Origin of the sequence: Nostoc sp. (assembly GCF_036919675.1) — a bacterium.
In the GTDB taxonomy this organism is placed as follows: Bacteria; Cyanobacteriota; Cyanobacteriia; order Cyanobacteriales; family Nostocaceae; genus Nostoc.
In genome coordinates this window covers 1-26566 of sequence record NZ_JBALCP010000024.1, presented here as the reverse complement: position 1 = coordinate 26566, position 26566 = coordinate 1, and the positions used below count along the sequence as shown (strand labels likewise).

At 42.2% G+C, this 26566-nt stretch carries 30 protein-coding genes, 2 tRNA genes and 2 pseudogenes; 25 read left to right on the top strand and 9 right to left on the bottom strand.

Annotated features, from left to right (window positions below):
* Positions 1–73: 73 nt before the first annotated feature.
* The 13 genes from V7K49_RS03285 to V7K49_RS03225 all read left to right on the top strand — a co-directional run bounded on the left by V7K49_RS03285 (position 74) and on the right by V7K49_RS03225 (position 10919).
* Positions 74–931: a DUF4435 domain-containing protein gene (locus V7K49_RS03285; RefSeq protein WP_442948632.1), complete on the top strand. Its 858-nt coding sequence runs from the start codon at positions 74–76 to the stop codon at positions 929–931.
* A gap of 477 nt (positions 932–1408) precedes the next feature.
* On the top strand, positions 1409–1549 hold the full coding sequence (locus V7K49_RS03280; RefSeq protein WP_335204484.1) for a hypothetical protein: 141 nt from the start codon (positions 1409–1411) through the stop codon (positions 1547–1549).
* Entirely contained in the window at positions 1536–2114 is a 579-nt protein-coding gene (locus V7K49_RS03275; RefSeq protein ID WP_335072610.1) for a hypothetical protein, read from the top strand. The genes V7K49_RS03280 and V7K49_RS03275 overlap by 14 nt, the downstream gene beginning before the upstream one ends.
* Before the next feature lie 363 nt (positions 2115–2477).
* On the top strand, positions 2478–2762 hold the full coding sequence (locus V7K49_RS03270) for a hypothetical protein (RefSeq protein ID WP_335204483.1): 285 nt from the start codon (positions 2478–2480) through the stop codon (positions 2760–2762).
* A gap of 116 nt (positions 2763–2878) precedes the next feature.
* Complete coding sequence (locus V7K49_RS03265) at positions 2879–3397, top strand: COP23 domain-containing protein (protein WP_335204482.1); 519 nt, start codon at positions 2879–2881, stop codon at positions 3395–3397.
* A 508-nt stretch (positions 3398–3905) separates the two neighbouring features.
* A tRNA-Met gene (locus V7K49_RS03260) sits at positions 3906–3981 on the top strand.
* Positions 3981–4055, top strand: a tRNA-Met gene (locus V7K49_RS03255). Before V7K49_RS03260 ends, V7K49_RS03255 begins: the two co-directional genes overlap by 1 nt.
* A 656-nt stretch (positions 4056–4711) precedes the next feature.
* Entirely contained in the window at positions 4712–6238 is a 1527-nt protein-coding gene (locus V7K49_RS03250; protein WP_335204487.1) for a slipin family protein, read from the top strand.
* A 301-nt stretch (positions 6239–6539) separates the two neighbouring features.
* The gene (locus V7K49_RS03245) at positions 6540–7487 is read left to right on the top strand and encodes a DNA adenine methylase (RefSeq protein ID WP_334871970.1); all 948 of its coding nucleotides are present in this window, start codon (positions 6540–6542) and stop codon (positions 7485–7487) included.
* Positions 7450–8193 (top strand): HNH endonuclease, encoded by a 744-nt coding sequence (locus V7K49_RS03240; RefSeq protein WP_335204481.1) that lies wholly within the window; start codon positions 7450–7452, stop codon positions 8191–8193. The genes V7K49_RS03245 and V7K49_RS03240 overlap by 38 nt, the downstream gene beginning before the upstream one ends.
* A gap of 287 nt (positions 8194–8480) precedes the next feature.
* On the top strand, positions 8481–9404 hold the full coding sequence (gene ppk2, locus V7K49_RS03235) for a polyphosphate kinase 2 (RefSeq protein ID WP_335204480.1): 924 nt from the start codon (positions 8481–8483) through the stop codon (positions 9402–9404).
* Between the two features lie 585 nt (positions 9405–9989).
* A complete protein-coding gene (locus tag V7K49_RS03230; protein ID WP_334871962.1) occupies positions 9990–10589 on the top strand; it encodes a hypothetical protein in 600 nt (199 codons plus the stop codon).
* Between the two features lie 150 nt (positions 10590–10739).
* Positions 10740–10919, top strand: coding sequence for a hypothetical protein (locus V7K49_RS03225; protein ID WP_334871959.1), 180 nt, complete (start codon positions 10740–10742; stop codon positions 10917–10919).
* 537 nt (positions 10920–11456) lie between these two features.
* Here V7K49_RS03225 and nifD read toward each other — a convergent pair.
* From nifD to nifB, 7 genes are all read right to left on the bottom strand, one after another.
* The gene (gene nifD, locus V7K49_RS03220) at positions 11457–12899 is read right to left on the bottom strand and encodes a nitrogenase molybdenum-iron protein alpha chain (RefSeq protein ID WP_334871788.1); all 1443 of its coding nucleotides are present in this window, start codon (positions 12897–12899) and stop codon (positions 11457–11459) included.
* Positions 12900–13048: 149 nt separating this feature from the next.
* Complete coding sequence (gene nifH, locus V7K49_RS03215) at positions 13049–13942, bottom strand: nitrogenase iron protein (RefSeq protein ID WP_334827989.1); 894 nt, start codon at positions 13940–13942, stop codon at positions 13049–13051.
* 354 nt (positions 13943–14296) lie between these two features.
* The gene (locus V7K49_RS03210) at positions 14297–14653 is read right to left on the bottom strand and encodes a globin domain-containing protein (RefSeq protein WP_335204479.1); all 357 of its coding nucleotides are present in this window, start codon (positions 14651–14653) and stop codon (positions 14297–14299) included.
* A gap of 317 nt (positions 14654–14970) precedes the next feature.
* Positions 14971–15870, bottom strand: coding sequence for a Fe-S cluster assembly protein NifU (nifU, locus tag V7K49_RS03205; RefSeq protein WP_335204478.1), 900 nt, complete (start codon positions 15868–15870; stop codon positions 14971–14973).
* Positions 15871–15981: 111 nt separating this feature from the next.
* Positions 15982–17190 carry a cysteine desulfurase NifS gene (gene nifS, locus V7K49_RS03200; RefSeq protein ID WP_335204477.1) on the bottom strand — a complete coding sequence of 403 codons (1209 nt, stop codon included), beginning with the start codon at positions 17188–17190 and terminating at the stop codon, positions 15982–15984.
* A gap of 17 nt (positions 17191–17207) precedes the next feature.
* On the bottom strand, positions 17208–17606 hold the full coding sequence (locus tag V7K49_RS03195) for a 4Fe-4S binding protein (protein ID WP_334871792.1): 399 nt from the start codon (positions 17604–17606) through the stop codon (positions 17208–17210).
* 114 nt (positions 17607–17720) lie between these two features.
* Positions 17721–19055 (bottom strand): nitrogenase cofactor biosynthesis protein NifB, encoded by a 1335-nt coding sequence (gene nifB / locus V7K49_RS03190; RefSeq protein ID WP_335204476.1) that lies wholly within the window; start codon positions 19053–19055, stop codon positions 17721–17723.
* On the opposite strand from nifB, the gene V7K49_RS03185 reads away from it, so the two are divergent.
* The 3 genes and pseudogenes from V7K49_RS03185 to V7K49_RS03175 form a co-directional block, all read left to right on the top strand.
* On the top strand, positions 19039–19329 hold the full coding sequence (locus V7K49_RS03185; protein WP_335204475.1) for a hypothetical protein: 291 nt from the start codon (positions 19039–19041) through the stop codon (positions 19327–19329). The two genes, nifB and V7K49_RS03185, sit on opposite strands and share 17 nt — an antisense overlap.
* A 1090-nt stretch (positions 19330–20419) precedes the next feature.
* Positions 20420–20509: pseudogene (locus tag V7K49_RS03180) on the top strand (Uma2 family endonuclease); the annotation flags it as partial.
* Positions 20508–20825, top strand: a pseudogene (locus V7K49_RS03175) (zinc-binding dehydrogenase); the annotation flags it as partial. The pseudogenes V7K49_RS03180 and V7K49_RS03175, both read left to right, overlap by 2 nt.
* Before the next feature lie 339 nt (positions 20826–21164).
* Here the strand turns inward: V7K49_RS03175 and V7K49_RS03170 are convergent.
* Entirely contained in the window at positions 21165–22520 is a 1356-nt protein-coding gene (locus tag V7K49_RS03170; protein ID WP_335204474.1) for a PQQ-dependent sugar dehydrogenase, read from the bottom strand.
* 263 nt (positions 22521–22783) lie between these two features.
* Between V7K49_RS03170 and V7K49_RS03165 the strand changes: the two genes are divergently transcribed.
* From V7K49_RS03165 to V7K49_RS03125, 9 genes are all read left to right on the top strand, one after another.
* Positions 22784–23044, top strand: a complete 261-nt coding sequence (locus V7K49_RS03165) for a zinc-binding dehydrogenase (RefSeq protein WP_335204473.1) — start codon at positions 22784–22786, stop codon at positions 23042–23044.
* 162 nt (positions 23045–23206) lie between these two features.
* Complete coding sequence (locus V7K49_RS03160; protein WP_335204472.1) at positions 23207–23821, top strand: hypothetical protein; 615 nt, start codon at positions 23207–23209, stop codon at positions 23819–23821.
* 7 nt (positions 23822–23828) lie between these two features.
* Complete coding sequence (locus V7K49_RS03155) at positions 23829–24122, top strand: hypothetical protein (RefSeq protein WP_335204471.1); 294 nt, start codon at positions 23829–23831, stop codon at positions 24120–24122.
* A 15-nt stretch (positions 24123–24137) separates the two neighbouring features.
* Complete coding sequence (locus tag V7K49_RS03150; RefSeq protein ID WP_335204470.1) at positions 24138–24335, top strand: hypothetical protein; 198 nt, start codon at positions 24138–24140, stop codon at positions 24333–24335.
* 24 nt (positions 24336–24359) lie between these two features.
* Positions 24360–24584 carry a type II toxin-antitoxin system RelE family toxin gene (locus V7K49_RS03145; RefSeq protein WP_335204469.1) on the top strand — a complete coding sequence of 75 codons (225 nt, stop codon included), beginning with the start codon at positions 24360–24362 and terminating at the stop codon, positions 24582–24584.
* A 37-nt stretch (positions 24585–24621) separates the two neighbouring features.
* Entirely contained in the window at positions 24622–24849 is a 228-nt protein-coding gene (locus tag V7K49_RS03140) for a type II toxin-antitoxin system HicB family antitoxin (RefSeq protein WP_335204467.1), read from the top strand.
* A gap of 32 nt (positions 24850–24881) precedes the next feature.
* A complete protein-coding gene (locus V7K49_RS03135) occupies positions 24882–25136 on the top strand; it encodes a hypothetical protein (protein ID WP_335149126.1) in 255 nt (84 codons plus the stop codon).
* Between the two features lie 126 nt (positions 25137–25262).
* Positions 25263–25472 carry a hypothetical protein gene (locus tag V7K49_RS03130; RefSeq protein ID WP_335204486.1) on the top strand — a complete coding sequence of 70 codons (210 nt, stop codon included), beginning with the start codon at positions 25263–25265 and terminating at the stop codon, positions 25470–25472.
* 204 nt (positions 25473–25676) lie between these two features.
* Positions 25677–26153: a hypothetical protein gene (locus V7K49_RS03125; RefSeq protein ID WP_298921143.1), complete on the top strand. Its 477-nt coding sequence runs from the start codon at positions 25677–25679 to the stop codon at positions 26151–26153.
* Positions 26154–26349: 196 nt separating this feature from the next.
* Here the strand turns inward: V7K49_RS03125 and V7K49_RS03120 are convergent.
* Positions 26350–26566: hypothetical protein (locus tag V7K49_RS03120; protein WP_335204466.1), on the bottom strand; the 217-nt coding region annotated here is incomplete at its 5' end.

Below are 26566 nucleotides of genomic sequence, written 5' to 3'. Positions count from 1 at the left end.
TTTAGAAAATGCGACCACTAAAATTCATCTCTGTTTTGTCAGACTTATGCTCCGAAGATTAGCTACTTTATAGATCCCAAATGGGTTCTATACTGAATCTTCCGTCAGTGGTTGGGACGCGGATCTTGTTCCTCCCGAAACTGAGATCGATGATGACCTCAAAAAGGATATCCTTGGCGCGCGCAGAAAGCTCCTATTTATCGAAGGCACTGAGCGAAGCCTTGATAAACCGCTTTACAGTCTAGTGTTTCCAAACGTCTCCATCGTTGCTAAATCGAGCTGTCGTGATGTTGAACATGCCGTTTCCAGCATCCGGGACGCTGGCAATCTTCATTGGCTTCATGCTTTTGGTATCGTTGATAATGATCGACGGACGGAAGCCGACATTAATCGGCTCAAAGAGAAGGGCGTATATGCCCTTTCAGTCTTTTCTGTCGAGTCGATCTATTACCATCCATGCCTTGAATCCCTTCTTGCACAGCGCGATGCAGTTGTTACAGGAGATGACGCCCCTACTTGCCTCGCTAATGCCAAAACTGCTGCGATTGCGGCAGTCCAGCCACATATTCAACGTTTGAGTGTGCGAACAGCTGAAAAGGCGATTCGTGAAGAGTTTTTTCGGCATTTGCCTCGAAGAGAAGAAATTGCTGATGGTAAACCCATAAGTGTTTATATTGATGTGGTTAGTGTTGTCACAGCAGAACGTGAAAGGTTACAAGATGCACTTGATGCTGGCAATTTGGCAGAAATTATCTCACAATATCCGGTTCGCGAAACGCCTGCCCTAGACAAGATCGCAAAAGAACTTGGGTTTCAAAACCGTGAACAGTATGAGAAGGCTGTACAGAAACTACTAATGGATGACAATGACGCACTAACTTTTGTGAAATCTCTCTTCGGCACGTTGGAATCTGACATTGAGGCAACATGATTGCATGTAGTGCGATCGCATCCCTCTAGTAAGGTGCATTGTGCTGCGCGATAACACACGCTACTACTGGCTGAAATGAGTAAGTAAAAGCTCATTTTGCTAACTAAATTCGACTTTATCCATATTTTTGCGCTGTAATGACTACTTTTGATCATCTTGAGGGCAGTGCGATCGCAAAGCATAATGCTTAAATACAACCTCTATTCTGTCTGAATGTGTGTATTAGATAGAAAAATTCTGAATGACTATCCAAAATCGAGTAATTATACGGAAAGTTTCAGTTTAATAAATAGTTAGACTTTCAAATAATTTATAGATAAGTGTCTATATGAATAGTACGGAATACGAACTTTTCGTTCGAGATATACAGCAGATTTTGCTGAAAGCACAAGCTTTAGAATCCATCAGAGTTGATCACACAGAATACGGTATCGCTTAAATTTTCCTATTTATCAAGTACATTGTTGCAAAGGCGCAATGCACCATGATCTCAAGCAATTTGATAATATTAACAAAGTGAGCGATGCCGAACAGCCAGTCGTACACATCGCCTACGACCCAAATCTAAGCGATCGCCCTCTTCAACAGAGAAAGCAAAAACACTATGGCAAAGCGTAAAAAAAGCAATCTCCAGTGGATTAAAGAAACGCTTGAATTAAAACCTGACCATCGCTGGGAATCTCCATCAGGCTACAAAATATTTGTCGCAGATCGAGGCGCTGTTCGCTTCAATGTTCCCCAGGATTGGGTTTTTGAGCCACAAGAAAAATCCTTTAAGTTCCTCGATAAAAAACCGCCCAACGATGATTGCTGTCTAGAAGTATCTTTTAATCGTCTGCCACCGAATGACTGGAGCCAGTTTCCGCTAAAATCCACATTGAAGAAAATCATGGAAGACGACAGTCGCAATGTCATTGCCAAGGGAGAGATTGTTACCATCAAGCGCCAAACCGCCAGGATTGTCTGGACAGAGATGAAGTTTATTGACACTCAAGAAGAACCACGGGAAGCTTTTTCGCGGACTTGCATTGGTTTGGGGTCAAATGTTCAGTGCTTGATTACATTCGATTATTGGGTAGATCAAGCAGAACAGCTAACACCAGTTTGGGATGAAGCGATGCGTAGTCTCACATTAGGGTTATATATCCGTGACCCAATGACTGGTTTGGCTTTCCCAGACTGAACTACAAGGTAGTAGGGATAATTCATATCTATCCAAGACTGGTGATTTTTATACCCTATATGTTGCGACTTAAGTCAGACGATATTTAGTTAAAAACCAGTATAAATAAGTGCTAGCGTTTTTGCTTTTATTAGTGCCATTTAGCTATGAAGCTTATTTGATAAGCATCATAGCCATTTTTATCTCCCCTTCAGCAGTATATAGCATAAGCTTCATTTGTGATTCAAACCTTAAAACCTGGCATTAGAGATTACTTAAGTCATGATTACACTAGTGAATTTTGTCACTAGTGTATAGCTGTTTTAACTCCTATGCTTATAAACATGAGACATTAACCAGATTAAGGTTTAGTGAACTTTAATCATGCAGTTTACAAAAGGAGATTTAGTGATGAATATCAAACGAATTTTTGCTGGTGCAGCGCTTCTTTTACCATTTGCTGTTACTTCTATCCCTTCACAAGCATCAGCATTACAGGTTATTGTTAATCCCCACGGTCTTAATAGACCTGCTCAAATAATAGCAAAAAAACCACCACAAGTTAGGCGTTATGCACCACCAGCGAAAAAGAAAGTTTTCATTCCTGCACATTGGGAAAAAACAAATCATGGTCGCAAGTGGGTTACGGCTCATTATGTATACAAGTAAAAACGCCTAAAACCCCAAGCAATTGGAATATAAGAAGCGAAATCTTCTTATCATCTCCCTACTAAAAGTAGGGAGAGTGTCAAATGGGAGGCAAATAAAAACTTTTTACTCAAGATTTGAGAGTTACTTATGAAATTAGCATTATTGACACAGTTTTGGTTGGAGGTGCGATCGCCCTCGCTGCGACTGCAACTATCAATCAGCCAAGTCAAGCCGAAAGTAGGCCAGGATTTTATTGTGACACCTCAGGAAACAAACCCGTGACGGTGTACACAAATTCTAGAGGTGTTCCTGAGCCTTGGATTCGCTGGACTTCCAATTACTTCAGAGACGCTGGCTACAATAAACTGACGCGCTGTCAAGACGTGAGTCACCGCTTGGAAACTTACCGCCGTGACAGAGATTTGAAATTTATTACTGTTGGCAAAATGAACGGACAAAATGTGGTTTGCACCGCAAATCAAGTCAATGGGCGCTGTGAAAGGTTGATATTGACCCTCAAACCCAGTGAAGATGGTGTACAGGCGCTAAATAATATCTTGGCTTGGCGGCAGGCAGGTGCGCCCCCCTTAAGTAAAAGTAATAGAATGCCTTACGTTGATTTGAGGGCACATCTAGGGATTCCCAAAGAATAAATTAAGTAATTAAACATAATTACTCAATACCCAATCCCGGAGCGCCCAGGATTCCCCAACAAGCTTAAGCTGTTGATGGGGAATCCTGGGCGCGATTTGTTAAAAGTACTAACAAATACTATCAAATGCTTGCTTATTCCAGTATTCGTTCCTATTCTTATAGGACTTTACTCAAAGTTATCATTGCATAGTTTAGCTGAATATAATACTGCTGAAGAAATAGTCTTTGCAATGGGAATAAGCTTGGGAAAACTGCGCTTTTTGACAACTAGCCGTCATATATCCCCAATTACACATCACCTCCGCTTCAAAATCTCAAAAAAGACAGGTGGAGAAAGAATTCTTTCTCCACCAAAGCCCAATCTTAAGGCTGCTCAAAGTTTTTCCTGTGCTAGATTTGAACTGGGATAGTAACAAAGTTACAAAGCTATAGTTTAGGTTCTATATGCCTAACTGGTGCGCCAATCTCTTGTATGAGCGTATACCGCCAAGTACTTGAAACTATATCGTTTGATTAGCTCAGTTGGTAGAGCAATCGACTCATAATCGATGCGTCACAGGTTCGACTCCTGTATCAAACCCCAGGAAGTTAGCTCACTGGTAGAGCAATCGACTCATAATCGATGTGTTGTAGGTTCGATTCCTATACTTTCACCCAACCCTGTCCAGGTCAAAAGACACTACCCTGTCACGGTAGCCAATATGGTACGGATCTCAACAGATTCGAGACCCTCATTTTCCAAACTCTGCGGTGCAGGTGTTGTGCTGTCGATCATTACTCGTAAGGGTGATGTTCGGTAGTCACAGTCAAGGAGCAAGCGCAACTGCATTTCTCCCTAACTTGAGTATGTCGCTTCGTTTCCTACATTTAGTTTTCCTTCGGGGATTCTGGATTAGCAACCGAACGGTATATTTGAGCGCAGTTCTCTTTTTCTAGATTGCCATTGAGCAGTCTGGTAAAACTAACAGCAATCTTAATCCAGCTTTGGAGAAGCTTTTGCCCGCACTTAAACTGTAAACACTTGCACTGGCAGAGTAAAAAAATATTTTGTAGTATATAGCAATACAAGCAGCTAAAACCAATCCTTTAGTCTGTGTCTACAAGATTTTAAACTCCAATAACCTCAAGATAAATTCTGTCTACTCCAGTACTTAAGCTGTGAGACAGCGATTTGTATCAGAGGTGGTATTTGAGTTCAAGCAAGGTTATAAATGTCTTGATCAAATCTTTTTAGCTAGTTGCGATGGCTACGCCCGCCGCAGGCATCGCCTAGCTTACCTAAGGTATCGCCCAAATTATTTATGCAAATTACTATGTGGGAAACATTTTATATCAAACCTAACGAAATCGGCATCTTATATCACCGCAGTGACTTTAAGAAAATTTTGCAGCCCGGTACACATACTTATTTTGGTTGGCATTGGCAAGTCAAAATCTACGATCTTAACCAGCCACAAGCTCAGATTGAAAACCTAGAACTGTTGTTGCGAAATCATCAGACTGAACTGCAACAACATTTATTGATTATCAGAACCGGATTCAACCAAGTTGCGTTAGTTCGCTGCGGTCAGAATTGGGTAAGCGTTGCACCAAATAAATTGATTGCTTTTTGGCGTGGTTTTATTGAGGTAGAATCTCATCTCTTCAACTTGGAAGAAAGCTGGGAATTACCTGGTTTCTTTGTGCAGCAATTGCGCTTAGTTGCGTTGAATGGACTGAAGAAGTTCCAAATCTCAGAGTCTGAGATTGGTTTACTATATCTGCAAAATAATTTTGTGCGACCTCTAGAACCAGGAGAGTATGCTTTTTGGTGTGTAGATAGAGATGTTACAGTCAGGACTCTCAGCCGGATTGTTCCTAACCCAGACTTTCCCCTCGAAGATGTACTCATTGAAAAACATCCTGACTTTATTGCTGCCTACTGTGAACCAGTGCAATTACTGGCTTCGCAAGTTGCAATTGTGCGGTATCGGGGTAAAGTGATTTCTATTTTGCCACCCACCAGCCGCAAGCTGTTTTGGCAGGGTGTTGAAATAGAAATTATCGACATCAGCGCTGATGCTCAGTTACAGTCTGCCTTAGTGGCTGAGTTGGTTGAGGGTTCAACAGAAGTGAAATTGCTCAGTCGTAACTGTTTGCATATTTGCCAAGTTCCTGCACAGCACGTTGGACTAGTATACATTAATCAAGAGTTTCAAGGGCAGCGATCGCCAGGAGTACACGCTTGGTGGTTATTTGGTCGCTCTTTTCAAACTGAAACCATCGACCTGCGACTGCAAAATATGGAAGTATCCGGTCAAGACATCCTCTCTAAAGATAAAGTACCTCTGCGGTTAAATTTGACGGCTGGTTTCCGCATTCAAGACCCATTGAGGGCAAAAAACGGGTTGTCAGATATTTCCGGGTTCTTATACAAAGAATTACAGTTTGCTTTGCGTGGTGCGGTCGGCGAACGCAACTTAGATGGTTTATTAGAGGATAAAGGTGCAATTGATAGAAGTATATCTGAATACATTCGCCCGAAAGCCGCAGACTATGGGATTGAAGTAGATTCTGTAGGTGTCAAAGATATTATTTTACCTGGTGAGATTAAGACTATCTTGAGCAAGGTAGTCGAGGCAGAAAAAGCCGCTCAAGCAAATGTAGTCAGACGTAGAGAAGAAACGGCTGCTACCCGCAGTATGCTAAACACTGCCAAAGTGATGGAGGATAATCCCGTTGCATTGCGTCTGAAGGAACTCGAAGTATTAGAGCGAATTGCAGAGAAGATTGATCGGATTCAAGTTAACGGCAGTTTGGATAGTATTTTAACAGACTTGATTAGTATTAATCGGCAGTGATGCCATCAATTATGTAGTGACTGTCTTAAAAGTCAAGTGATCGCATCCCTCCTATAGCCTAGCGCGATCGCTACGCCTACCGCAGGTATCGCACCATAATCTCAAACATCCCAAATATCCAACCCAAGCTCAACATCATCATTTTTGGATTAATCAGGTGCGTTGTGCTACGTGACAACACACCCTACGGATTTTATCTACTTGCTTTTGTGAAGTTAGTATCTTACACATAATCTGTTAAGCTGTTAGCCGTCTTAATTCTTGTGATAGAGTTATCTAGATCATTTGTTCTCTATTTGAGATGACCAATCTCCCACATCCAATTCAATATCAAGGCAGTAAGAGAAATCTAGCTTCAGACATTCTCAGATTTCTACCTAACAGAGTGGAGAGGCTGGTAGAGCCATTTTCAGGAACTGCTGCAATTAGTATCGCTGTCTGTGATAAAGCAATTTCACAAAATTTTTGGATTAACGATCTAAATAAACCTCTGGTTGAGCTATTGGAGTTGATTGTAGAGGAACCAGATGAAATAGCAAATGCTTATGCTGATATATGGAATGAGCAGCATGATCATTCTGTAGAACACTTTTATCAAGCCAGAGAAAGATTCAATAAAACTAACAATCCAAAGCTTTTTCTATACTTGTTGGCTCGATGTGTAAAAGGCGCTGTACGCTATAACTCTGAAGGGTTCTTTAATCAAAGCCCTGATAAAAGGCGAAAGGGAACCCAACCTGAGAAGATGAGGAAAAATATAGAAGGAGTTTCTAGGCTTCTTAAGGGAAAGTGTATATTTACATACTTGGATTATAAAGATGTTCTAGCTGAAGTTATAAATAGTGATTTTGTCTATATAGATCCCCCATATCAAGGTGTATGCGGTAATAGAGATTCAAGATATTATTCTGGGATTAATTTCGATGATTTTGTTGTAGCTATCAAAGAGTTAAATCGAAAAAAAATAATGTTTGCAGTTAGTTATGATGGTAAACGAGGAAATAAAATATTTGGTAAGGAATTACCTAAAGAATTAGGACTAAACAAAATTGAAATTGAAGTTGGGTTATCGTCTCAAGCAACATTATTAGGTAGACAAGAAATTACAGTAGAGTCTTTGTATTTATCATCAAATTTATCGTGCGATCGCAATTTAGATTTGGAGAGCTATATTAGCAAAGCACATAAACAGATTACTCTTCTGGAACGGCATGGACAGTTCTCAACAGCACCCTCTCTTACCGGATGATTTCATTCAACTTTGTCAGTCAGTAACCGCTAAAAGGCCAAAAGCTGTTATTGATCATATCTTGCAGTATGGTTTTGTAACAACAGAAGAGTTGAAAGAAAGGTACGGCTACAATCATCCTCCCAGAGCAGCTAGAGACGTTCGAGAACATGGAATTCCTCTGGAGACATTCCGTGTTACAGGAACTGATGGAAGGAGAATAGCAGCTTATAAATTTGGAGATATCAGCAAGGCTAGATTTTCCAGGCTATCGGGTAGAACAGGCTTATCCAAACAGTTGAAAGATGAATTGATCAAGAGATATGGCTGTAAGTGCTTCATCTACTTGGAGAAAGTTGATAAGCGCGAATTGCAAATCGATCACCGCGTTCCTTTTGAAGTTGACGGAGAGCCAGAGCTAGAGTCTGAAAGCTTTATGTTACTTTGTGGTTCAGCTAATCGGGCAAAATCTTGGTCATGTGAGCATTGTGAAAATTGGAAAAGGATAAAAGACAAATCTATTTGCTTGTCATGTTATTGGGCGGATCCAGAAAATTACACGCATATTGCGATGCAAGAAGTTAGGAAAATAGACCTTATGTGGCAAGGGGATAATATTGAAATTTATGAAAAATTAAAACAACAGGCCGTAAGATTAAACAAAGAAATACCTGAATTTATCAAAGAGATCATTGAACGAGAAATTAGGCAAACCGATGACAGATAATACCATTTCACGCAAAACTACATTGCGCCATGTCGTTTTTTGCTGCTGTCTACTTGGGAAGCGCCGTATTAGCAATTTAAAAGGTTCGTCCGGTGAGCGATCGCTTTTCGATGGGTCTTGCTGCATTGTGCCATTAAACTAAAAATTGAAATTGACTATAACAGGGATGGATAAAAATTTTACATTTTTAGTCTAGTAATACTTGCAAAGGTGTATATTTAAACTCAATAAAATATATACTTAATAGATAAGCAATTATGCCAATTCAATAGCATGGAGTAACTGCGATGTCAATTGATGAAATTAAAAACCAGCAAAATAATGGTCTAGCTCAACCCACTACAGATTTAATAGAAAACCTAGCAAAGGCAAAAGACAAGAAAAAATCTAAAAAATCAAAAGGGATTTTTGAAGTTAGCACTGAAGCTATTGCCAAAAAAATTCCCAAAAAGAGTTTTGAAACTGAACTAGAGCAACTCCAAATTGAGCTAGTCAAAATGCAATACTGGATTAAGCACGTTGGCTATCGGGTTGTCGTAATATTTGAAGGGCGTGATGCTGCCGGCAAAGGAGGAGTAATTAAACGCATTGCCGAGCCACTGAATCCTCGTGGCTGTCATGTAGTTGCCTTGGGAACCCCCTCTGATCGTGAGAAAACTCAGTGGTATTTTCAGCGCTACGTAGAACATCTTCCTACAGCAGGCGAAATTGTCCTGTTTGATCGGAGTTGGTACAACCGAGCCGGAGTTGAACGGGTGATGGGTTTTTGTACTGAAGCAGAATATCAAGAATTCATGCAATCTTGCCCTGAATTTGAACGAATGCTGGTACGTTCAGGCATTGTTTTAATCAAGTATTGGTTCTCTGTTAGCGATGAGGAGCAAGAGCAACGCTTTCTCTCTCGCAGTTACGATCCAGCAAGGCGCTGGAAACTCAGCTCGATGGATTTGGAATCACGTAATCGCTGGGTAGAATTCTCCAAAGCAAAAGATACCATGTTTGCATACACGAATATTCCAGAAGCCCCCTGGTTTACGATTGAAGCAGATGAGAAAAAACGTGCGCGGCTCAACTGCATTCATCATTTGTTGAGCAAAGTTCCTTACGAAGATATGACGCCTCCTCCCTTAGAGCTTCCGTCTAGACCTTTAGGTGATAATTATGTTCGTGCCCCCCGCAATGAGCAGTTCTTTGTCCCTCAAGTGTATTAAGTAACACTATTGTATTGCAGCTTCTCGCTAATGATTAGACCTCTTGCATAAATGCTTAAATTGTCATATTGAGCGGAGCTAAACATCTTGTAAGATTCTTCTCTGCACTGCGTTCCGCTCAAAATGACATTCCTGATTTTTTGACTTTTGCAAGAGGTCTATTGAATATGCCAAGAAGCCTGAGTCTCCTTGTAGCGTTAAAAAACACAATACATCAATAATATATCTCAAATGGCATCGGTAGCGGGTCTTCCTGTTTTTGCACAGTAGCATTACAAAAGGTGGGTTGGTAGGTGAGTTTCCAATCAAGCTGCATTATCAAGCAGCTTCAGAATCTGTTATTTGACGATCGCATTCGCTATTCACAGCGATGTCTACTTCTTGTGCATCGCACACATCATCTCTAAATATGCAGTCACATATTGTCGAGTTGGTGCGACGCCGAATAGCTCGTCATAGCGATGTCTACCACAGACTACTTCGGGAGCATTTCACACAGAATCCTTAGACAACTCTACAACAGGGGTAAAATAAAAACAATTCCCTTTTATTGAAAACGTCATATACTCAAAGCAGTGCAAAACTATGGCGTACAGCGACTTTACTCTAGAAAAAGCTGCGGCTGTTTTGGGAATCACCACCCAAGAAGCCGATCTGTTTCCCAAGCTTGTACCTCTTTCTATTCCTTCGTGGTTAAATGAAACTTTAGGAAAGCGTACCCAATTAGCTTTGATTAGTGAAAAGGCTCGGAGCGAATTTATTATTGTACCGATTTTACTAACCTGTCGCGATCTCAGCCAAAATAGCTTGGCTATTTTTTCTGGACAAAGACTTGACGTTGATCCTGCACAGGGCTTGATTGGGGAATGTGATTTTATTTTAGCAATAGCTCCACCTTTACCACCGTTGCGATCGCCAATTCTCACTGTTGTGGAAGCGAAGAAAAATGATGTTGAAGCTGGATTAGGACAGTGCATCGCGCAAATGGTGGCGGCGGATTTATTCAACCGTTCATCTGGACAAGCAGAAATACCCGTGTATGGATGTGTGACAACAGGAGAAGTATGGCAGTTTCTTCAACTTTCGCAAAAAGTGGCTTTGCTTGATAAGCAAAGATATTACTTGGATAATGTAGGAGCTATTTTGGCAATTGTACAGACAATTGTTCAGAAATTCAGTAGTTAATAGTTGAGATCCTCGATTGTCTCATCGATCAAGTTGGTGAAGATGAAACCCATCCCCTCGCGTCTCTAATCGAGGTTATCAGTGTTTTGATTGAGAAGTACGAAACTGAACACATTCCTTCCTGAGTTAGGGGCGATAAGTTCACCCAGTATGAATATACAGTGGCGTGTTGTCGAGTTGAGGCGATCGCACCAACTGTCTACTTCTTATGAATCTCACACACAATCTTTAAAGGCGATCGCACTATCTCGTAAATTAGTTTTATCAACACGTAATCATCGGGATTTGGGCAAAGTACCCGGATTGTTAATTGAGGATTGGACAGTTTAATGCGATCGCCTAGTTTCTTGTCGAGTAAGGGCGATCATCATAATCCAGTAGGGTGTGTTATCGTAAAGCATAACGCACCATCATATCAAACATCCCAAATATCAGACACAAATTGAACCTTAGGATAATAGTCAAAATTTTTTGGCTATTTGCCTATTTGCCAGCTTTTACAGAATTAAGTTACTTTAATGTTATTTGCTCGTTCATGCTATGTAGCGGACGGTTAAGAGTTACTAGTGGTTCATTTGAGCTTATTTGCCACCACTTATGTGAGCCGTTAAAGCAAATTTAGCTTTGGCATACCCCAGATGAATTATTCTTGCTTTTGCTAATTGCACCCCCATTCCTCAATCATCATATTGTTAAGTGAAAGCGATCGCACCATTTAATCTAAACAATCGTCATTATAAATAGTCTTTCTTTTTACAGTTTTTCTTTGAGTAAAATGCCAGCAAATCCTAAAACCTAGACAGAATAGGAGTTATATTGTTTAAAGCATACAAACAGATTATTCTTAGATAACCCTGAAAGTTGCATTTAGGCTAGAAATAGGCTCTTTTTTCTCCCGCCGCTAAAAAACCTTGCATTATATGATGTTGAGGAGCGATCGCTAGGTTCGGAGTAATCCCAAGAGTGCATTTGACGGAAAGGCAGACCCATCTTCTGGAAGACGTACTTCTCTTTCACACCAGAGGCTACAAGGTCGGGCTTGAGGGCTTTGATAAATTCCTCGAATTCGTAAGCGGTAACGTCGTCATAAACGATGGTGCCGTTTTCGATGTAACCAGTGGTACGTTTGTAGTCGTCATTATGAGCGAACTCATAACCTGTACCAATCATCTTCATACCCAAGTCTTGGAAAGCTGGGACAACGTGGCGAGGACGTAGACCACCAACCATGATGGCGACAGTCTTACCTTCCAAGCGTGGGCGATACTTTCCAAGAATCGTATCCATTGTGGGCTGATACTTGGCGATGACTTTCTCAGCATTCGCTTGGATTGTCTCGTCAAACTTGGAAGCAATTTCCCGTAAAGATTCAGCAATCTTGGTGGGGCCGAAGAAATTGTACTCCAACCAGGGTATACCGTAAGCTTCTTCCATGTGACGGCTGATGTAGTTCATCGACCGGTAACAGTGGATGAGGTTCATCTTCACATTGGGGGTCATCAACATTTCGTTGAGGGTGCCATCACCTGACCACTGAGCGACTACGCGCAAGCCGATTTCTTCTAACAGGATGCGGCTAGCCCAAGCATCTCCACCGATGTTGTAGTCACCGATAACGGCTACGTCATAAGGGGTACCTTCAAACTGAAGTGTACCATCTTTCTTGGCTTGGTCGGATTTGGTGAACACCCAGTCACGAACCATGTCGTTAGCAATGTGGTGACCCAAAGATTGGGAAACACCCCGGAAGCCTTCGCAACGCACAGGTACAACTGGCTTGCCAATTTCTTTCGATGTCTTCCGAGCAACAGCTTCGATGTCATCCCCAATTAGACCGATGGGACATTCAGATTGAATGGAAACACCACGGTTGAGTGGGAAAAGTACATCAAGTTCTTCGATTAGCTTGACAAGTTTCTTGTCTCCACCAAAGACGATATCTCGTTCTTGGAAGTCGGAGGTGAAGTTCATGGTACCAAAGGAGTCAATACCTGTAGTACCGATGTAGTAATTACGACGACCAGACCAAGAATAATAACCGCAACCAACAGGCCCGTGGCTAATGTGGATCATGTCCTTAATAGGGCCCCAAACCACACCTTTAGAACCGGCGTAAGCACAACCACGAGCGGTCATGACACCAGGAAGGGATTTAACGTTAGACTTAACGCCGCAGTCGGACTTACCTTCTTCGTATACGTTTAAATGTTTTTCCCGCTTTTTAGCGGCTTTTTCAGGATAAGCACTGAGAACTTCTTTAATTAGTTCTTTTCTTTCTTGGATGATGTTTTGGTTTTCTGGAGGTGTCATATTTTGTTTCTGTGACTCGTAAGGATAGTGACATAGGGGGACTAGGAGTCCCCTCTAAAGTTAGGGGGGAGATAAAAAGAGAGGGTCAAAGGTAAGATAGGGGACTCTTCCTTTTTCCTTGTGCTAAAGCATTACTTCTTAGCAGCGATTTATACTACAGGAGCTTCAGCAGCACTCTTACCAACTAGCATTGCGGTATTTTCGTCGCTTTCGAGGATACCGAATTCAATCAACAATTCTTCTAGTTCTTCCATTTCGATGGGTGTAGGAATAGCTAGATTCTTGTTGTCGATAATTTTCTGAGCCAATGTCCGGTATTCGTTAGCTTGGTTGCTTTCAGGTGCATACTCGTTAACAGTCATCCGGCGCAATTCTGCGTGTTGAACGATGTTGTCACGGGGTACGTAGTGAATCATTTGGGTGTTCAACCGTTTTGCCAAGGTTTCGATCAAGTCGATTTCCCGGTCTGTGTTACGGCTGTTACAAATTAAACCACCCAAACGCACGCCACCAGTGTGAGCATACTTGAGAACACCACGAGCAATGTTGTTAGCAGCATACATCGCCATCATTTCACCTGATGTCACGATGTAGATTTCTTGTGCCTTGCCTTCACGGATAGGCATAGCAAAACCACCGCACACAACGTCACCTAATACGTCGTAAGATACGAAGTCTAGGTCTTGGTAAGCACCGTTTTCTTCTAAGAAGTTGATGGCGGTGATAATACCACGACCTGCACAACCTACACCGGGTTCTGGACCACCAGACTCTACGCAAAGAACGTCACGGAAACCCTTGAGCATCACTTCATGGAGTTCGATATCTTCTACTGCGCCACGTTCAGCAGCGAGGTGAAGAACGGTTGTTTGAGCTTTGCTGTGCAGCATCAAACGGGTGGAGTCAGCTTTAGGGTCGCAACCGACGATGAGAATGCGTTGGCCCATTTCTGCCATAGCTGCCAAGGTGTTTTGGGAAGTGGTAGATTTACCGATACCGCCCTTACCGTAGAAAGCTATCTGTCTAATCTTTTCTTCAGTCATGATTCGTGATTTCCTGCAATTGGTTGGTTGGTGGGTCTTTGCGTTTGTCTGTTGCGTTCACCCCTGTTGAGCGACAGTAGTGAGCACGTGTAGAGCATCGTTGGTAGCGTTGGCATAAATGCCTGCTGGGGGCGATCGCTCCACAGCTAAAATTATTGAAAGCAAGTACATCTATTTCCTCGTTAAATTTTTGTTTGTTTTCTTTGTTTTCTTTTGTCCTTAGTCATTAATCATTTATCCTGATTAATGACTAAGAGCTTACGCAATTTACAAATACGTCATAATGTGTTTCAACTGGAAAAACTAAATAGGACTTGATGTTGCTATTTGTCAACAATCAATGCATAAGTCCTATTACTTGTTCAAAATAGCGCCCTTAAAATTTGAGACGCACTCTAGTGCAGCTGTGGTGTCTTCTGGCGACTCTCCACGCACAGCCATTGATTCACTCAGGAGTTTTGCGATCTCATCGAAGTGTTGTTGCTGTAAATTCATTCCAGCGTGTGTTTTTTCCATTGGACGACCTGCGTATTGCTTTGGCCCCTCAAAAATCTGAGATAAGAAAGCAACTAAATGATTACGTTGCTTGACCATATCTGTACCAGCAAAAATGGGATTGAGGAGGCTGTCTGTCGCAATGCGTTTGTGGAGTTCATCTACTATTTGTTCAATAGCTGGTTGTCCGCCAAGTTTGTCGTACAATGTGCTCATATTCTGTTCCTTTGAAGCGAGTTAGATGATGAAATTTGCTTTTTAGGCACTTAATCTCTTTGCCTATATGCTGTTAGCAGTAATAGTGGTAGGATTGATACCAATTCGTAATTCGTAATCCCTTGGGGGAAGCAATCCTTCGGGTGTCTACGTAATTCGTAATTAAGAAAGTTAGGTTTGAATCTGTCACTTTCTTTTGGGGAATTGGTATGAAGCATTGAGTGGAGACAATGATTCGGTTCAAATCCTACTTTCTGTTTCTGGCTGAATGCATATTAGGGCGTATTTGTAGAGTACGTTAAGTCCTACAGCAATTCCTAAACTGCTTCGACTACAAGGCTCTTGCTGACACGCTCTTGTAATCTGGCTTCGATCGCAATTTTTAGGGTTGCTGTACTACTTGAACAGGAACCGCAAGCACCTTGCAGGACAACTTTAACGCGATCGCCTTCTACATCATAGAGTTCTACATCTCCCCCGTCAGCGATGAGTACGGGTCTGACTTCTTCATCCAGAACTTTTTGAATTAGGGCAATCTTTTGCACGTTAGTTAGCGATCGCTCTTTAGACGTAACAATTTCTGTGGCAACTTTTACGCCGTAATTGTTGAGATTAGATGCGGCGAATTCCTGTTGCACTGATTTAATTATATCATCAATGTTTGCCAAACAGGAACCGCATCCACCACCAGCTTTCACATAATTTGTTACCTCTTCGGCACCAGTGAGATTATTTTCTAGAACGACGCGGCGAATTTTGGCCTCGCTGATCCCAAAGCAACTGCAAACTAATGCGCCTTCATCATCATCATCATGGGTAGTTAGAGGTATGCCGCGATAATTATAGATAGCGGCTTCTAGCGCTTCTTGTCCCATGACAGAGCAATGCATCTTTGCTTCTGGTAAACCACCCAGATAATCTGCAATGTCTCTGTTGGACACTTTCAGAGCTTCATCTAAGGTTAAACCTTTGATCATTTCGGTTAATGCACTAGAAGATGCGATCGCACTAGTACAGCCAAAGGTTTGAAAACGAGCATCTAGAATCTTATCAGATTCTACTTCCACTTTCAGGTGTAGTCTCAGAGCATCACCGCAAGCAATGCTACCGATTTCTCCCATTGCAAGCTTAACCCCAGGTTCGCCAGATTCTTCAATGGCTCCCTGATTCAGGGGATTGTAAAACAGTTCTAATACTTTATCGGTGTAGTCCCACATAACGAATTTTAGATTTTAGATTTTGGATTTTAGATTGAAGTATGGGGCATTAGGGGGCATCGGGCATTGGTTTTATTCTCAATGCGCTATGCCCTATTCCCTATTCCCTAATTAACGATGAGCCAGTGCTTGCTCTTGTTCTTGCAGCCAACCCGCATTATCATTTTTGAAAGGTGAGAGGGCGCGTAAACGTTCCACAATACTGGGCATTACCTCTATCACTTGATCGATTTCGGCTTCTGTGGTGTAGCGACAAAGGCTGAAGCGAATGGAACCGTGCAAAGTTGTGTAGGGTAAGCCCATAGCCCGAAGGACGTGGGAAGGTTCCAGTGAACCGGAGGTACAAGCAGAACCGGATGAGGCACAGATACCGTATTTATTCAACGATAGTAAGATAGCTTCACCTTCAATATACTTGAAGCCGATATTGGTGGTGTTGGGCAATCTCTGCGTAGGGTCACCATTGACTACACAATCAGGAATTGTCGCTAGTAAAGTTTGTTCGAGGCGATCGCGCAGCCTTGTTTCTCTTTTGTTTGCTTCTTCTAAGTGTAACAGTTCAAGTTCCGCAGCTTTGCCCAAGGCAATAATTCCCGGAACATTCTCTGTTCCCGCCCTACGTCCGCGTTCTTGGTGTCCTCCAAGTATGAAGGGACGGAAGCGAACCCCGCGCCGGATATACAAAGCACCAATTCCTTTAGGCCCGTGCAGCTTATGACCAGACACGGTTAACATATCCACGGTGCTAGTCTTCATATTCAAGGGGATTTTTCCCACTACTTGCACCGCATCTACATGGAAGATAGCGCCATATTCTTTCACCCGCAACCCAATCTGCTCAATCGGGAAAATCGTGCCGGTTTCGTTATTAGCATACATAATTGTCACCAGGGCGGTGTTACCCGTCAAGGAAGCTTCTAGTTCATCTAGATCCAGCTGCCCTTGATGATTTACTGAAAGATAGGTAACACTGTAACCTTGGGTTTCTAATTGTTTGCAGACATTAAGTACTGCGGGATGTTCAACTTGGGTGGTAACGATGTGTCGCTTTTCTGGGTGCGCTAACAGTGCGGCTCGAATCGCGGCGTTATCTCCCTCAGTTCCACAACTTGTGTAGACAATTTCTGACTCATCAGCTCCCAGCATGGCTGCAAGTTGTTCTCTTGCTGTTCTCAGTGCTTTACCGACTTGCCCACCAAAGGTATGCATACTGGAGGGATTGCCGTAAAAGTCTGTCAGGTAAGGTAGCATTACCTCTATAACTTCTGAGTCTACCTTAGTGGTGGCATTATTATCGAGATAGATGCAGTTATTTTGCATTGTTGTCTTCAATTACGTTAGCGTAGCGTTAGCGACGTAGGAGCGTCATTACGATTTATTAAAGCTTCTGCTCCCATTGTTTGGGGCTGACGCTTTTGCAACTGTTCGGAGTATTTCTGGGAATAGCTGTTAAACCAACGTTCCCAGTAATCTTGTTTATTTGTTAATTTAGCAACTACGCGGTTGTAATCGGCAAACCAGCCTTCCCAATAATCGCTAGGCTGCTTAACGCAACCGTCGCATGTAGGACAACCAGCTTTACACTGAGGCACGGTATGAATACTACCAACGCAGTTTGTACAAAGTTCAGGGTCAATCCAGTGCTGTCCGTCAACCACTTTAACTGCATTTGTGGGACATCCTGATAGACAGAGATTGCAGGAAATACACTGGCTAGTAATTATTTTGTAAGCCATGATTATTCTCCTTTTTGGATAAGGGGCATTGGGCATTGGGGAGGCAGTGCCGTAGGCGGGAGGCGATTGGCGGCATTGGGGATAATTCTTGTTCTATTCCCCATGCCCCATGCCCTATTCCTTATTCCCTAATTCCTTAACGTATTGCTCGTAAAACTCCAAAGCAACCTTCTCAATCACGTCGTAAGCTTCAACACTCTGTATTCCAGCTTCTTGCAATTTTTCTTGAGGACTGTTACCAATCTTAGAGGCTAAAACTGCTTTGCAATCTGCGATCGCTTTCATAATATGCTCAAAAGAAGCTTCCTCGCCGTATCCACCTTGGCAGTATTGGTCAATTTTGCGATGACCGACAAAGCGAACTTCGTTTCCATCCACTTCGTAAATTTGGAATTCTTTGGCATGACCGAAGTGCTGGTTAACCAATCCGCCACCTTTGGTTGCTACTGCAACTAGAATTTTGGGATTGTTGGCAAATTTCTTGCCAGTCAACGCCTTGTCTTTGGCTACTTTAAGTTCTTCTTTAAACTTCTCAATACCGTCGTGAACTTCTTGGCGTTTCTCCATGTCATATTCTGGAGTCATTTCCAAGAATTTCTCTTTGGAAAATTCTTGGCTGCGGTCTTCTCCCAATAATCCGACTGCATCGGCGCGGCACTGGCGACAGTGACGCATCATTTTCATGTTACCGGAGCAATTGTCTTGAACTTCTTTGAGTTCTTTGGGTGTGGGGCCACGTTGACCGATTAAACCGAAGTGTGTGCCATGCTCTGGTGCAGAAATCAATGGCATGATGTTGTGCAAGAATGCACCTTTTTCACGAATGACTCGATTCACTTCGACTAAGTGCTGGTCATTAATTCCGGGAATCATCACGGAGTTAACTTTGCACAAGATGTCAGCATCTTTGAGGGCTTGCAATCCTTCCATCTGTCTTTCGTGGAGAATTGTCGCGCCTTCAAGACCTCTATAACGCTTGCGTTTGTAGTGAACCCAAGGATAAATCTGAGCACCGATCTCTGGATCTACCATGTTAATGGTGATCGTAACGTGATCTATATTTAATTCTTTAATGCGATCGACGTAGTCAGGCAGCATTAAACCATTGGTTGATAAGCACAGCTTGATATCTGGTGCTTGCTCTGCAATCAACTCAAATGTGCGGAAAGTCTTATCTGGGTTCGCCAGTGGGTCGCCAGGGCCAGCAATTCCCACAACTGTCATTTGGGGAATCTTGCCGCCAATGACCAAAGCTTTGTGTGCTGCTTGTTCTGGTGTTAGCAACTCGCTAACTACTCCAGGACGGCTTTCGTTAGCGCAGTCATATTTGCGGTTGCAATAGTTGCATTGAATGTTGCAGGCTGGAGCAACTGCAACGTGCATCCGCGCGTAGTGGTGATGAGCGTCTTCGCTGTAGCAGGGATGTTTAGCAATGCGTTCTTGGAGCATTTCATCCCTTTCCGTGGTGGCGCTACTGGTGCTGTCGCAGCCGCAACCACCTGATTTTGCTTGGGTTGTCGATTCCGTGGCGGGGGAGTTGAGGAGTCGTGTAGACGGTGATGTCATTGAGTTTTGCAAAAGGTCGGTGGACTTGGCTGCCACTGTGGGAGATGCTGTTGCTACTCTTTCATGCCCAGGAATTGAAGTCACGTCTTCCACACTGCCTGCAAACCCTTGGGTTCGGGCGACTTGTTTTCAAGTACGGCAGGCGATAGATATTTGATGTTCGGCTGGTGTGTGTCAATGTTCGGTTCTTGGGTAGAATTTGTGTTTACAGCCGCGACTTCTATTCACTTCAGGCATGGTGCTATGTCATCCCTCCACTCACTCTTCGCTTCGTTTTGTGTTGGAGCGTTAAGTGATTGGCGATATAAGAGTTATATCAGCCGTCTCCTAGCCAGACGGTGCGTCTATCTAGGATAGAATTTATTGGATTTATTACGCTTGTACTCAAATAAGAAAAACCCTAATTCTTCAAGCATTACAAGAATTCAAAAACTTTTTTTCGGGTAGGGGTTCTAGTATTTTTTGGTTGGGGTTCTAGTGTTTATGGACAGGGGTTCAGGATTTTTTTGTACTCAGGCAAAAGCCAATTACAGCAAGGAATTTAATCTACTTGCAACTGGGTTTTGGTTATTTTAATGTGTACTCAGATTGCCCTAAAATTCCGTCAAAAGCAATAAATGCCAAGGGTTTGAGGGTGAAAAACTGGAGTAATCTATATCGTTCCACTCCAGAAACATGCGAAATTCAATTCTGTATCTAACATATCATTTTTTTGAGGGTAAAAATGCACTTCATATTTTTTTAATTTTTGTTTTGGCAATGATATTCAATTGTGGTTATAAATCTTATTTGGCAAGCTATACAGGCTTGTAGAAATAGATGTATTGCTGCACATATTTTTCAAAAGGTTTAAGTTTTCAGTTCTTTTTTTTATTCCCACAATTAGGAGATGGGTAGGGAACTCTCAGATTTTGTGTTTGAAAGAAACAACAAACTATAATCTAACATGATTGAGCGATCGCAATAAATTTTTTTAATTGCTCAATACGAACCTTAGCGAAAAACCTAACCCCCTAACCCCCTTCCCCATGCTCTAAGGGCGAAAATTTAAAGTCTTTCTCCTAAAAGGAGAAAGAAATAGAAGTGGGGTTTTCCAGATACCGTGACAAATCTGGGATTTTAAATGGGTTTAGCGCAAAGGCAAAGGCGTTGGCGTAGCCTCTAGTAGAGTTGCCGGCCGTAGGACATCGCTCTTTGTTGCTGATACTACTTAGCTACAATCAAACCAAGCGTGAAAAATCTTAGTTATGATAGCCATCCTCCAACAGCCGTTAAAAATGACCGTTGAGGAATATCTCGAATGGGAACCTCAGCAAGACGTTCGCTACGAATATATCGCTCTCACAAACCAAAAAAGTCCTCCAACCCAACGGAATTTATATCACCACAGTACCTAGCCCTGAAGTCTTCTTAGAGAGCGTCTTAACAGCGTTTCTTCCCGGTCAAAAAGCCAAATTTATCTTTGAGAAACCCAACACTCAAGATTTGGTTTATCTTAAAGAATTGATCGAAGCGGGTAAAATTCGTGTGGTGATTGATTGCACATATCCCTTAGAAGAACTAGCCACTGCTCATAGTTATAGGGAAAGTGAGCGTGCAGTTGAGAAAATTGCGTTGGCGCAGCCCGTCGTAGACATCGCGGTTTCCAGTTGATTGGAGGACAGTAAGGTGAGTGGTTGGTTTAGCTGGGGCAGAGGAGCATCTCAAATTTGCAAAGAAAATTTGGTGTTACTTGACCTGTATAAACGATATCTGATTATCTAAGTCAGCTGCAATGGATCTATAATCACCAGCACTAAACTCACGGCATAGACTACCAGTTTCACTTTGGCATACACATATTACTGTAGCCGATGGTACACTTAATCAGCTAATAGCGTCGTTACCAACAACATTTAAGTTACCTTGGTTGGCTTTGTATATTGCTGGACTTGTAGGAAAAGACTGGGAAACTCCAGCAGGATTAGGGTTTCTGTAGACCTTAACCTGTACTTACGGCGTGTAGGAGAGCTTGTAGATAGTACCGCTCTGGTCATCCGAAATTAACAAATTACCTTGCTGATCGACTGCCATATCCACCGGTCGCCCCCAGACTTGTTGCGTTCCTGGAACTAGCCAATCGGTAACTAAATCTATCTCGTCCCCTAGAGTCTTTGTCGTACTATTCCAGGGAAAGTAAGCTATTTTGTAGCCCGTTCTCTTGTCCCGATTCCATGAACCATGCAGCCCCACCACTACCCCATTTGAGTACAATCTGGGAAAGTTGGTATTTTGTAAGAAGGTTAGTCCCAAGGGAGCCGAATGGGCTGGGATACCCTTACTAATCCTGTCCAATGCATTGCAATAAATATGTCCATCAACATTGAACTGATAGTCGCGGTCAAAGGGCATATTGTTGAAGCCATTTGCCGTGTCAGGATTGGGGTTGCAAAATGGCCAACCGTAGTTACCGCCATCTCGGACTTTCGTCAACTCGTCCGGCGGGTGGTTGTCCACATAAGACTGGATAACCTTACCGTATTTGCCACTGCCATCGTTGTAGGGATAGGCGATTTGGTCTCGATTATTTACGGCTACCCAAAGGTCATTTGTATTAGGTAAGAATGCTAATCCTTCGGCATTGCGTAAACCTTGGGCAAAAAGCCGCCGATTGGTTCCATTAGCGTTGTACTGGTAAATCGCGCCGCGCTTTGGGTTGCTGACAGTATCTGCCGTGCAGGCATTGCATGTAGAGGCGATCGACACATACAGTTTGTGATTGGCATCAAGTGCGATATTTTTCAGTTCGTGACCATAAGCGCCTTTGAGTTCCGATGTACTGTTATCTGGTAAACCAGTTATAACTATTTGCCGATTTTTTGCAATTCGGTCTCCAGAGTTGTAGATGAAGCGGTTAATTTGATGAGTCTCAGAGATATAAACGTATGTGGTGTTGTCAATCTTATGAAACACAATGTCGTGTGGCTTGCGTAGACCCGTTACGAAATCAGAAATAATTGGGTTATTGCTGCCATTTGACCGGACAATTAACACTTTCCCCGTATTGGGCTGTGACACTAGAAGATCCCCATTGGGAGCAACTGCTATAAAGCGAGCATTGTTAATCCGAGCATAAACAGAGATGGAGAAGTTGGGTGGCACTTTCAAGTAACGGTTAATATTGAAGGGCGCAGAACTCATTGCACTAGGCACTTTCAACTTGGTTTGAACAGATGCAGCTGGCGGGCCGCCGAATGCTGGGGTAGGAAGAACCTCTAAGGATATCAGACTAGTAAGTGAGGCGATCAAACTAACTAACGATGCGGATAGTATGCGTCCGAGTATCTGTGTCGGGTTTAGATCAAACAACTTTGAACTTCCTTCTACTGTGGTAGTGATTTATATTACACCTGACTCTTTGCTGGCAAGAGTTAGAGCTAGGCTAACCCATAGGTAGGGCTTTTTGACAATACTTCGTTAGGTATAGTTTTATAATCGTATTTTTTCCTAATTCATCAAAAAATGGGTGAACTGAGAGTTACAAACAAAGGCAGAGCGATCGCTTTCACAAACTAAAAAAGTCCTCAAATCGAACGGTGTTTATATTACCACAACCTAGCCATTAAACCGTTGTGCAGAGCGTCTTCACAGCATTCCTTCCCAGTCAAAAAGCTAAATTTATCCTTGACAAACGCAACACTAAGGACTTGGTTTTTCTCAAAGAATTGATTGAAGCAGATAAAATTCGTGCAGTGATTGATTGCACATATCCCTTACAAGAACTAGCGGCGGCTCATGGTTATAGCGTGAGCGTGCAGTGGGGATTGCGTGAGCGCAGCCCGTCGTATACATTGCAGTTTCCAGTTGATCTGAAAAACCAACGCGAAACCTAACCCCCTAACCCCCTTCCCGACGCGGGAAGGGGGGAAATTCAAAGTCTCTCTCCTAGAAGGAGAGAGATTTAGAGAGAGGTTTTCCAGATTCCCTGAAATTCGGAAACATTACTCAAGCTAGTGGATATACTCGTAATCAAACTCTCAACAGAAGCGAGTATTATGCTGGACTGGTTAGCTATTTGGGGTGTAACTCAGGTTGCCGGGTTTATTTTTAAACCCATTCTGGAAGACTTAGCCAAAGATGCTGCTAAAGATTGGGCTAAAGATTTATTAAAAGGCATCCCTGGGAAAATTGTCCAGAAACTTAAGAAGGAAGACATAGAAATTGCTGCTGGTAAAGCGTTAAAGGAATTTTTGCAACTTATGCAGCAGCAGTTAAAGATTCGTTGCAAACTTGCTGAAACTGAGATTCAAGAGTACACCAAAGACATCAAGAAATTTATCAGCGATAAGTCGGTTGCAGAAACTCTTGGTAAGGCTTTTGATATTAATTGTGAATCTCTAGACGCTAAAACGCTAGAAGATAGTTGGAACAGGCTGCAATTAAAACCTTTGCCATCTAAATTTAACTGGCAATCAATTACAGAACAGTATTTGACACAAGTCCAAGAACTTCTTTTAGATTCAAATGAATTACACCATATCCTCGAATTACAAAAGTTATCTGATATTGAAATCAATACAAAAAAAATTGCTGGTGTTATTGTCGATTTTAATTTAGTTAAATATCAAGAGAGATTGGAAAAACCATCCAAAAAGTTTACCTTGGTTTAAATCGCTTGTGCTATCTGATGATGACTGGTTTATTCGACAAGGATTGATGCCAGAATTAGCCAAAAGGTGGAAATATGAGCCTGGTATGTTTGAATTTTTCTGCAATCTTGCTATTCAAGATAACTTCGAGCGAAAGGCAAACTGGCAAGTTAATCCTCGTCAGACTGCACTTGAAGCAATTATTGAACATTATCCTAATAATCCCCAGACTTTACCACTGTTGTGCGACAGAGCTAATAATGACCCAGATGAGCAAGTGCGGGAATTTGCTCAGAAGAAGTTGGCACAATTAGAGAAGTAAAAGAGCGGTGAAAATATGAACAATACAGAAGTTCGTCAGCAAATCAACCAATATCTAGATAGATTATCTTCAGAACGCCTAGAACTGGTTGCTGACTTTTTAGCGTATCTCGTAGATAAAGAGAGTGAAGATGCTACCCAAGAGTTGTTTGATATCCCTGGATTTATTGAATCTTTTGAAAGGGGTAAAAAAGATATTGCTGAAAGTCGGTAAAAAACTGGAGAACAATTCGATCTGATGTATAGCGTTGTGTTATATGCCGAAGCTGAGGAGATTTATGCTACAGCAAACCAAGCCTTAGCCAAAAAGATTGCTAAGTGCTTTGAGCAACTAGAACAGAATCCTCGGTTTCATCCTAATATTAAACCTCTCAAAGATGATTTTGCAGGTTACTATCACTATCGCATTAGTGACTATCGAGTAATCATCAAGTTGATGATGAAACAAATCAAGTCATGGTAAATACTATTGCTCATCGACGAGAAGTTTATAAATAGATATGAAATATACAATCGTGATTCAATGGTCAGAAGAAGACCAATGTTATGTGGTTTTCTTACCTGAGTTTACGCATATAATGCAGCCTTGTACTCACGGAGAGACTTACGAAGAAGCTCTTAAAAATGCTCAGGAAGTTTTAGAAATGCTGATTGAATCATCTTTGGCTGATGGTGAACCTTTACCAGAGCCTAAAACATTAGGAAAATCATTAAAAGTGGCGTTGTAAATCAGTAAGATTAAATAAAAATAGGTAATCTCATGACTACATCTGTTAATACAGCCAAAGTCTACGATGAAATTATAGAGTTTATTGCTGCTGGCACCACTCCCCAAAGCGTTATCGATTTCAAACTCTCAGATGCAGCCAACGACCGTTTAGAGGATCTCGTTTACCGCGCAAAAACTGAAGGTCTTACAGGAAGTGACCAGCGAGAGTTAGATCATTTCCTGACGCTAGAGCATATTATGAGGTTAGCAAAAGCAAAAGCTCATCAGTACATTAATCCTAAGTAAGTATTTAAAATGTCTCGTCTATATATTAATGCAGAACTGCGGCGTTGAGTTGCCGATCGCACCGCCCATCTATGCGAGTATTGTTTATATCTAGAACTAGACGGCTTAAGCTTTTAAGTTAACCATATAATCGACATCAAACACGGCGGCGCTACAGCAGCAGATAATCTCTGCTATGCCTGTATCTTCTGTAACCTGCAAAAAGGGACGGATTTAGGGTCAATTAATTGGCAAACGTGCAAAATTGTGCAGTTTTTTAACCCACGCAGAGACTTTTGGGGTGAGCATTTTCAACTAGATGAGGCTGTAATTCAGCATCAGACAGATATTGGATAAGTTACCGCACGCATCCTAGATTTTAACGGCGATGAAAGAATTCTAGAGCGACAAGCTTTGATTGCATTTGGTCAGTATCCCTCAGCATCGGCACTAAAACAGATAAATAAACAGGTTATGATGTGCGATCGCATCCACTAATGGGAATTCTATACTTAGCAAAACTTGCTACTTAACCACTAGAATACCCAAGGTGATTATACGATGGCCTATCAAAATATTACAGCCTCCCTTTCGCCACAAGATATCCAAGAAGTTAAAGCCGCGCTACAGAAAGTCCAACAAAAGCTCCCCTTCCTGATTACTCTCAGCACGGAAGAACGGCGGAAGTTGGTAAAAATGGGGGACAAAAGCCTAGCCTTTGTGAATAATAGCGTCACCGCTGCTCAGTCTAACCCCGAAATTCTCCCAGCCACTTTTGACGTTGAGGAACTTGTTCGGGATTATCAATTAGCTGCTGTGCTGACTGAACTTTTAATCTCAATCCAGCAACTCACTGAACAGGTAGATGATACCCTAATGGCAGTCGGTAGTGAAGCTATGACTAGCAGTTTGACTGTTTATGATTACGTCAAGACAGCATCAAAAAAGACTCCAGGCTTAAAAAGTGTCGCTGAACAGTTGGGCGAACGCTTTAAAGCTATTGGTAAAGGGAAATCTGTAAAAATTTCCGTCTCTTGATAAATTAACACTCGTAGGCAGTCTAATATCATTTTCAAAAATCTTTGCAATATAGGGCTTCTGGTTTGTATGCAATCCACTTTCACCTCACTTCCATTCCTCTCTCCTAAAACGAGAGAGGCTTTGAATCTTACTCCCCAACGCTAGTAGGGAAGGGATTGGGGGTTAGGTTTCTATTGCACTCAACACAGAAGCACTATAAATAAATTTGCTGTAAGGGCGTACAGATGTACGCCCTTACTTTGTTCATCCACCTCAGAACTCCGTTAACGAGTATTTGAACTGGATGAATCCACCTCTGAACTGCGTCAACGAGTATTTGAACTGGATGAATCCACCTCTGAACTGCGTCAACGAGTCTTTGAACTGGATGAATCCACCTCTGAACTGCGTCAACGAGTCTTTGAACTGGA

What these genes read in the sequence shown, in the direction of transcription:
- V7K49_RS03125 (WP_298921143.1), top strand. Translation starts at nt 25,677, where the DNA reads ATGGCCTATCAAAATATTACAGCCTCCCTTTCGCCACAAGATATCCAA.
- V7K49_RS03210 (WP_335204479.1), bottom strand. Translation starts at nt 14,653, where the DNA reads ATGAGCACATTGTACGACAAACTTGGCGGACAACCAGCTATTGAACAA.
- nifB (WP_335204476.1), bottom strand. Translation starts at nt 19,055, where the DNA reads ATGCTCCAAGAACGCATTGCTAAACATCCCTGCTACAGCGAAGACGCT.
- V7K49_RS03145 (WP_335204469.1), top strand. Translation starts at nt 24,360, where the DNA reads ATGTATAGCGTTGTGTTATATGCCGAAGCTGAGGAGATTTATGCTACA.
- V7K49_RS03135 (WP_335149126.1), top strand. Translation starts at nt 24,882, where the DNA reads ATGACTACATCTGTTAATACAGCCAAAGTCTACGATGAAATTATAGAG.
- nifS (WP_335204477.1), bottom strand. Translation starts at nt 17,190, where the DNA reads ATGCAAAATAACTGCATCTATCTCGATAATAATGCCACCACTAAGGTA.
- V7K49_RS03195 (WP_334871792.1), bottom strand. Translation starts at nt 17,606, where the DNA reads ATGGCTTACAAAATAATTACTAGCCAGTGTATTTCCTGCAATCTCTGT.
- ppk2 (WP_335204480.1), top strand. Translation starts at nt 8,481, where the DNA reads ATGTCAATTGATGAAATTAAAAACCAGCAAAATAATGGTCTAGCTCAA.
- V7K49_RS03150 (WP_335204470.1), top strand. Translation starts at nt 24,138, where the DNA reads ATGAACAATACAGAAGTTCGTCAGCAAATCAACCAATATCTAGATAGA.
- V7K49_RS03240 (WP_335204481.1), top strand. Translation starts at nt 7,450, where the DNA reads ATGGACAGTTCTCAACAGCACCCTCTCTTACCGGATGATTTCATTCAA.
- nifH (WP_334827989.1), bottom strand. Translation starts at nt 13,942, where the DNA reads ATGACTGAAGAAAAGATTAGACAGATAGCTTTCTACGGTAAGGGCGGT.
- V7K49_RS03185 (WP_335204475.1), top strand. Translation starts at nt 19,039, where the DNA reads ATGCGTTCTTGGAGCATTTCATCCCTTTCCGTGGTGGCGCTACTGGTG.
- V7K49_RS03160 (WP_335204472.1), top strand. Translation starts at nt 23,207, where the DNA reads ATGCTGGACTGGTTAGCTATTTGGGGTGTAACTCAGGTTGCCGGGTTT.
- V7K49_RS03275 (WP_335072610.1), top strand. Translation starts at nt 1,536, where the DNA reads ATGGCAAAGCGTAAAAAAAGCAATCTCCAGTGGATTAAAGAAACGCTT.
- V7K49_RS03225 (WP_334871959.1), top strand. Translation starts at nt 10,740, where the DNA reads ATGAATATACAGTGGCGTGTTGTCGAGTTGAGGCGATCGCACCAACTG.
- V7K49_RS03270 (WP_335204483.1), top strand. Translation starts at nt 2,478, where the DNA reads ATGCAGTTTACAAAAGGAGATTTAGTGATGAATATCAAACGAATTTTT.
- nifU (WP_335204478.1), bottom strand. Translation starts at nt 15,870, where the DNA reads ATGTGGGACTACACCGATAAAGTATTAGAACTGTTTTACAATCCCCTG.
- V7K49_RS03230 (WP_334871962.1), top strand. Translation starts at nt 9,990, where the DNA reads ATGGCGTACAGCGACTTTACTCTAGAAAAAGCTGCGGCTGTTTTGGGA.
- nifD (WP_334871788.1), bottom strand. Translation starts at nt 12,899, where the DNA reads ATGACACCTCCAGAAAACCAAAACATCATCCAAGAAAGAAAAGAACTA.
- V7K49_RS03245 (WP_334871970.1), top strand. Translation starts at nt 6,540, where the DNA reads ATGACCAATCTCCCACATCCAATTCAATATCAAGGCAGTAAGAGAAAT.
- V7K49_RS03280 (WP_335204484.1), top strand. Translation starts at nt 1,409, where the DNA reads ATGCACCATGATCTCAAGCAATTTGATAATATTAACAAAGTGAGCGAT.
- V7K49_RS03250 (WP_335204487.1), top strand. Translation starts at nt 4,712, where the DNA reads ATGTGGGAAACATTTTATATCAAACCTAACGAAATCGGCATCTTATAT.
- V7K49_RS03140 (WP_335204467.1), top strand. Translation starts at nt 24,622, where the DNA reads ATGAAATATACAATCGTGATTCAATGGTCAGAAGAAGACCAATGTTAT.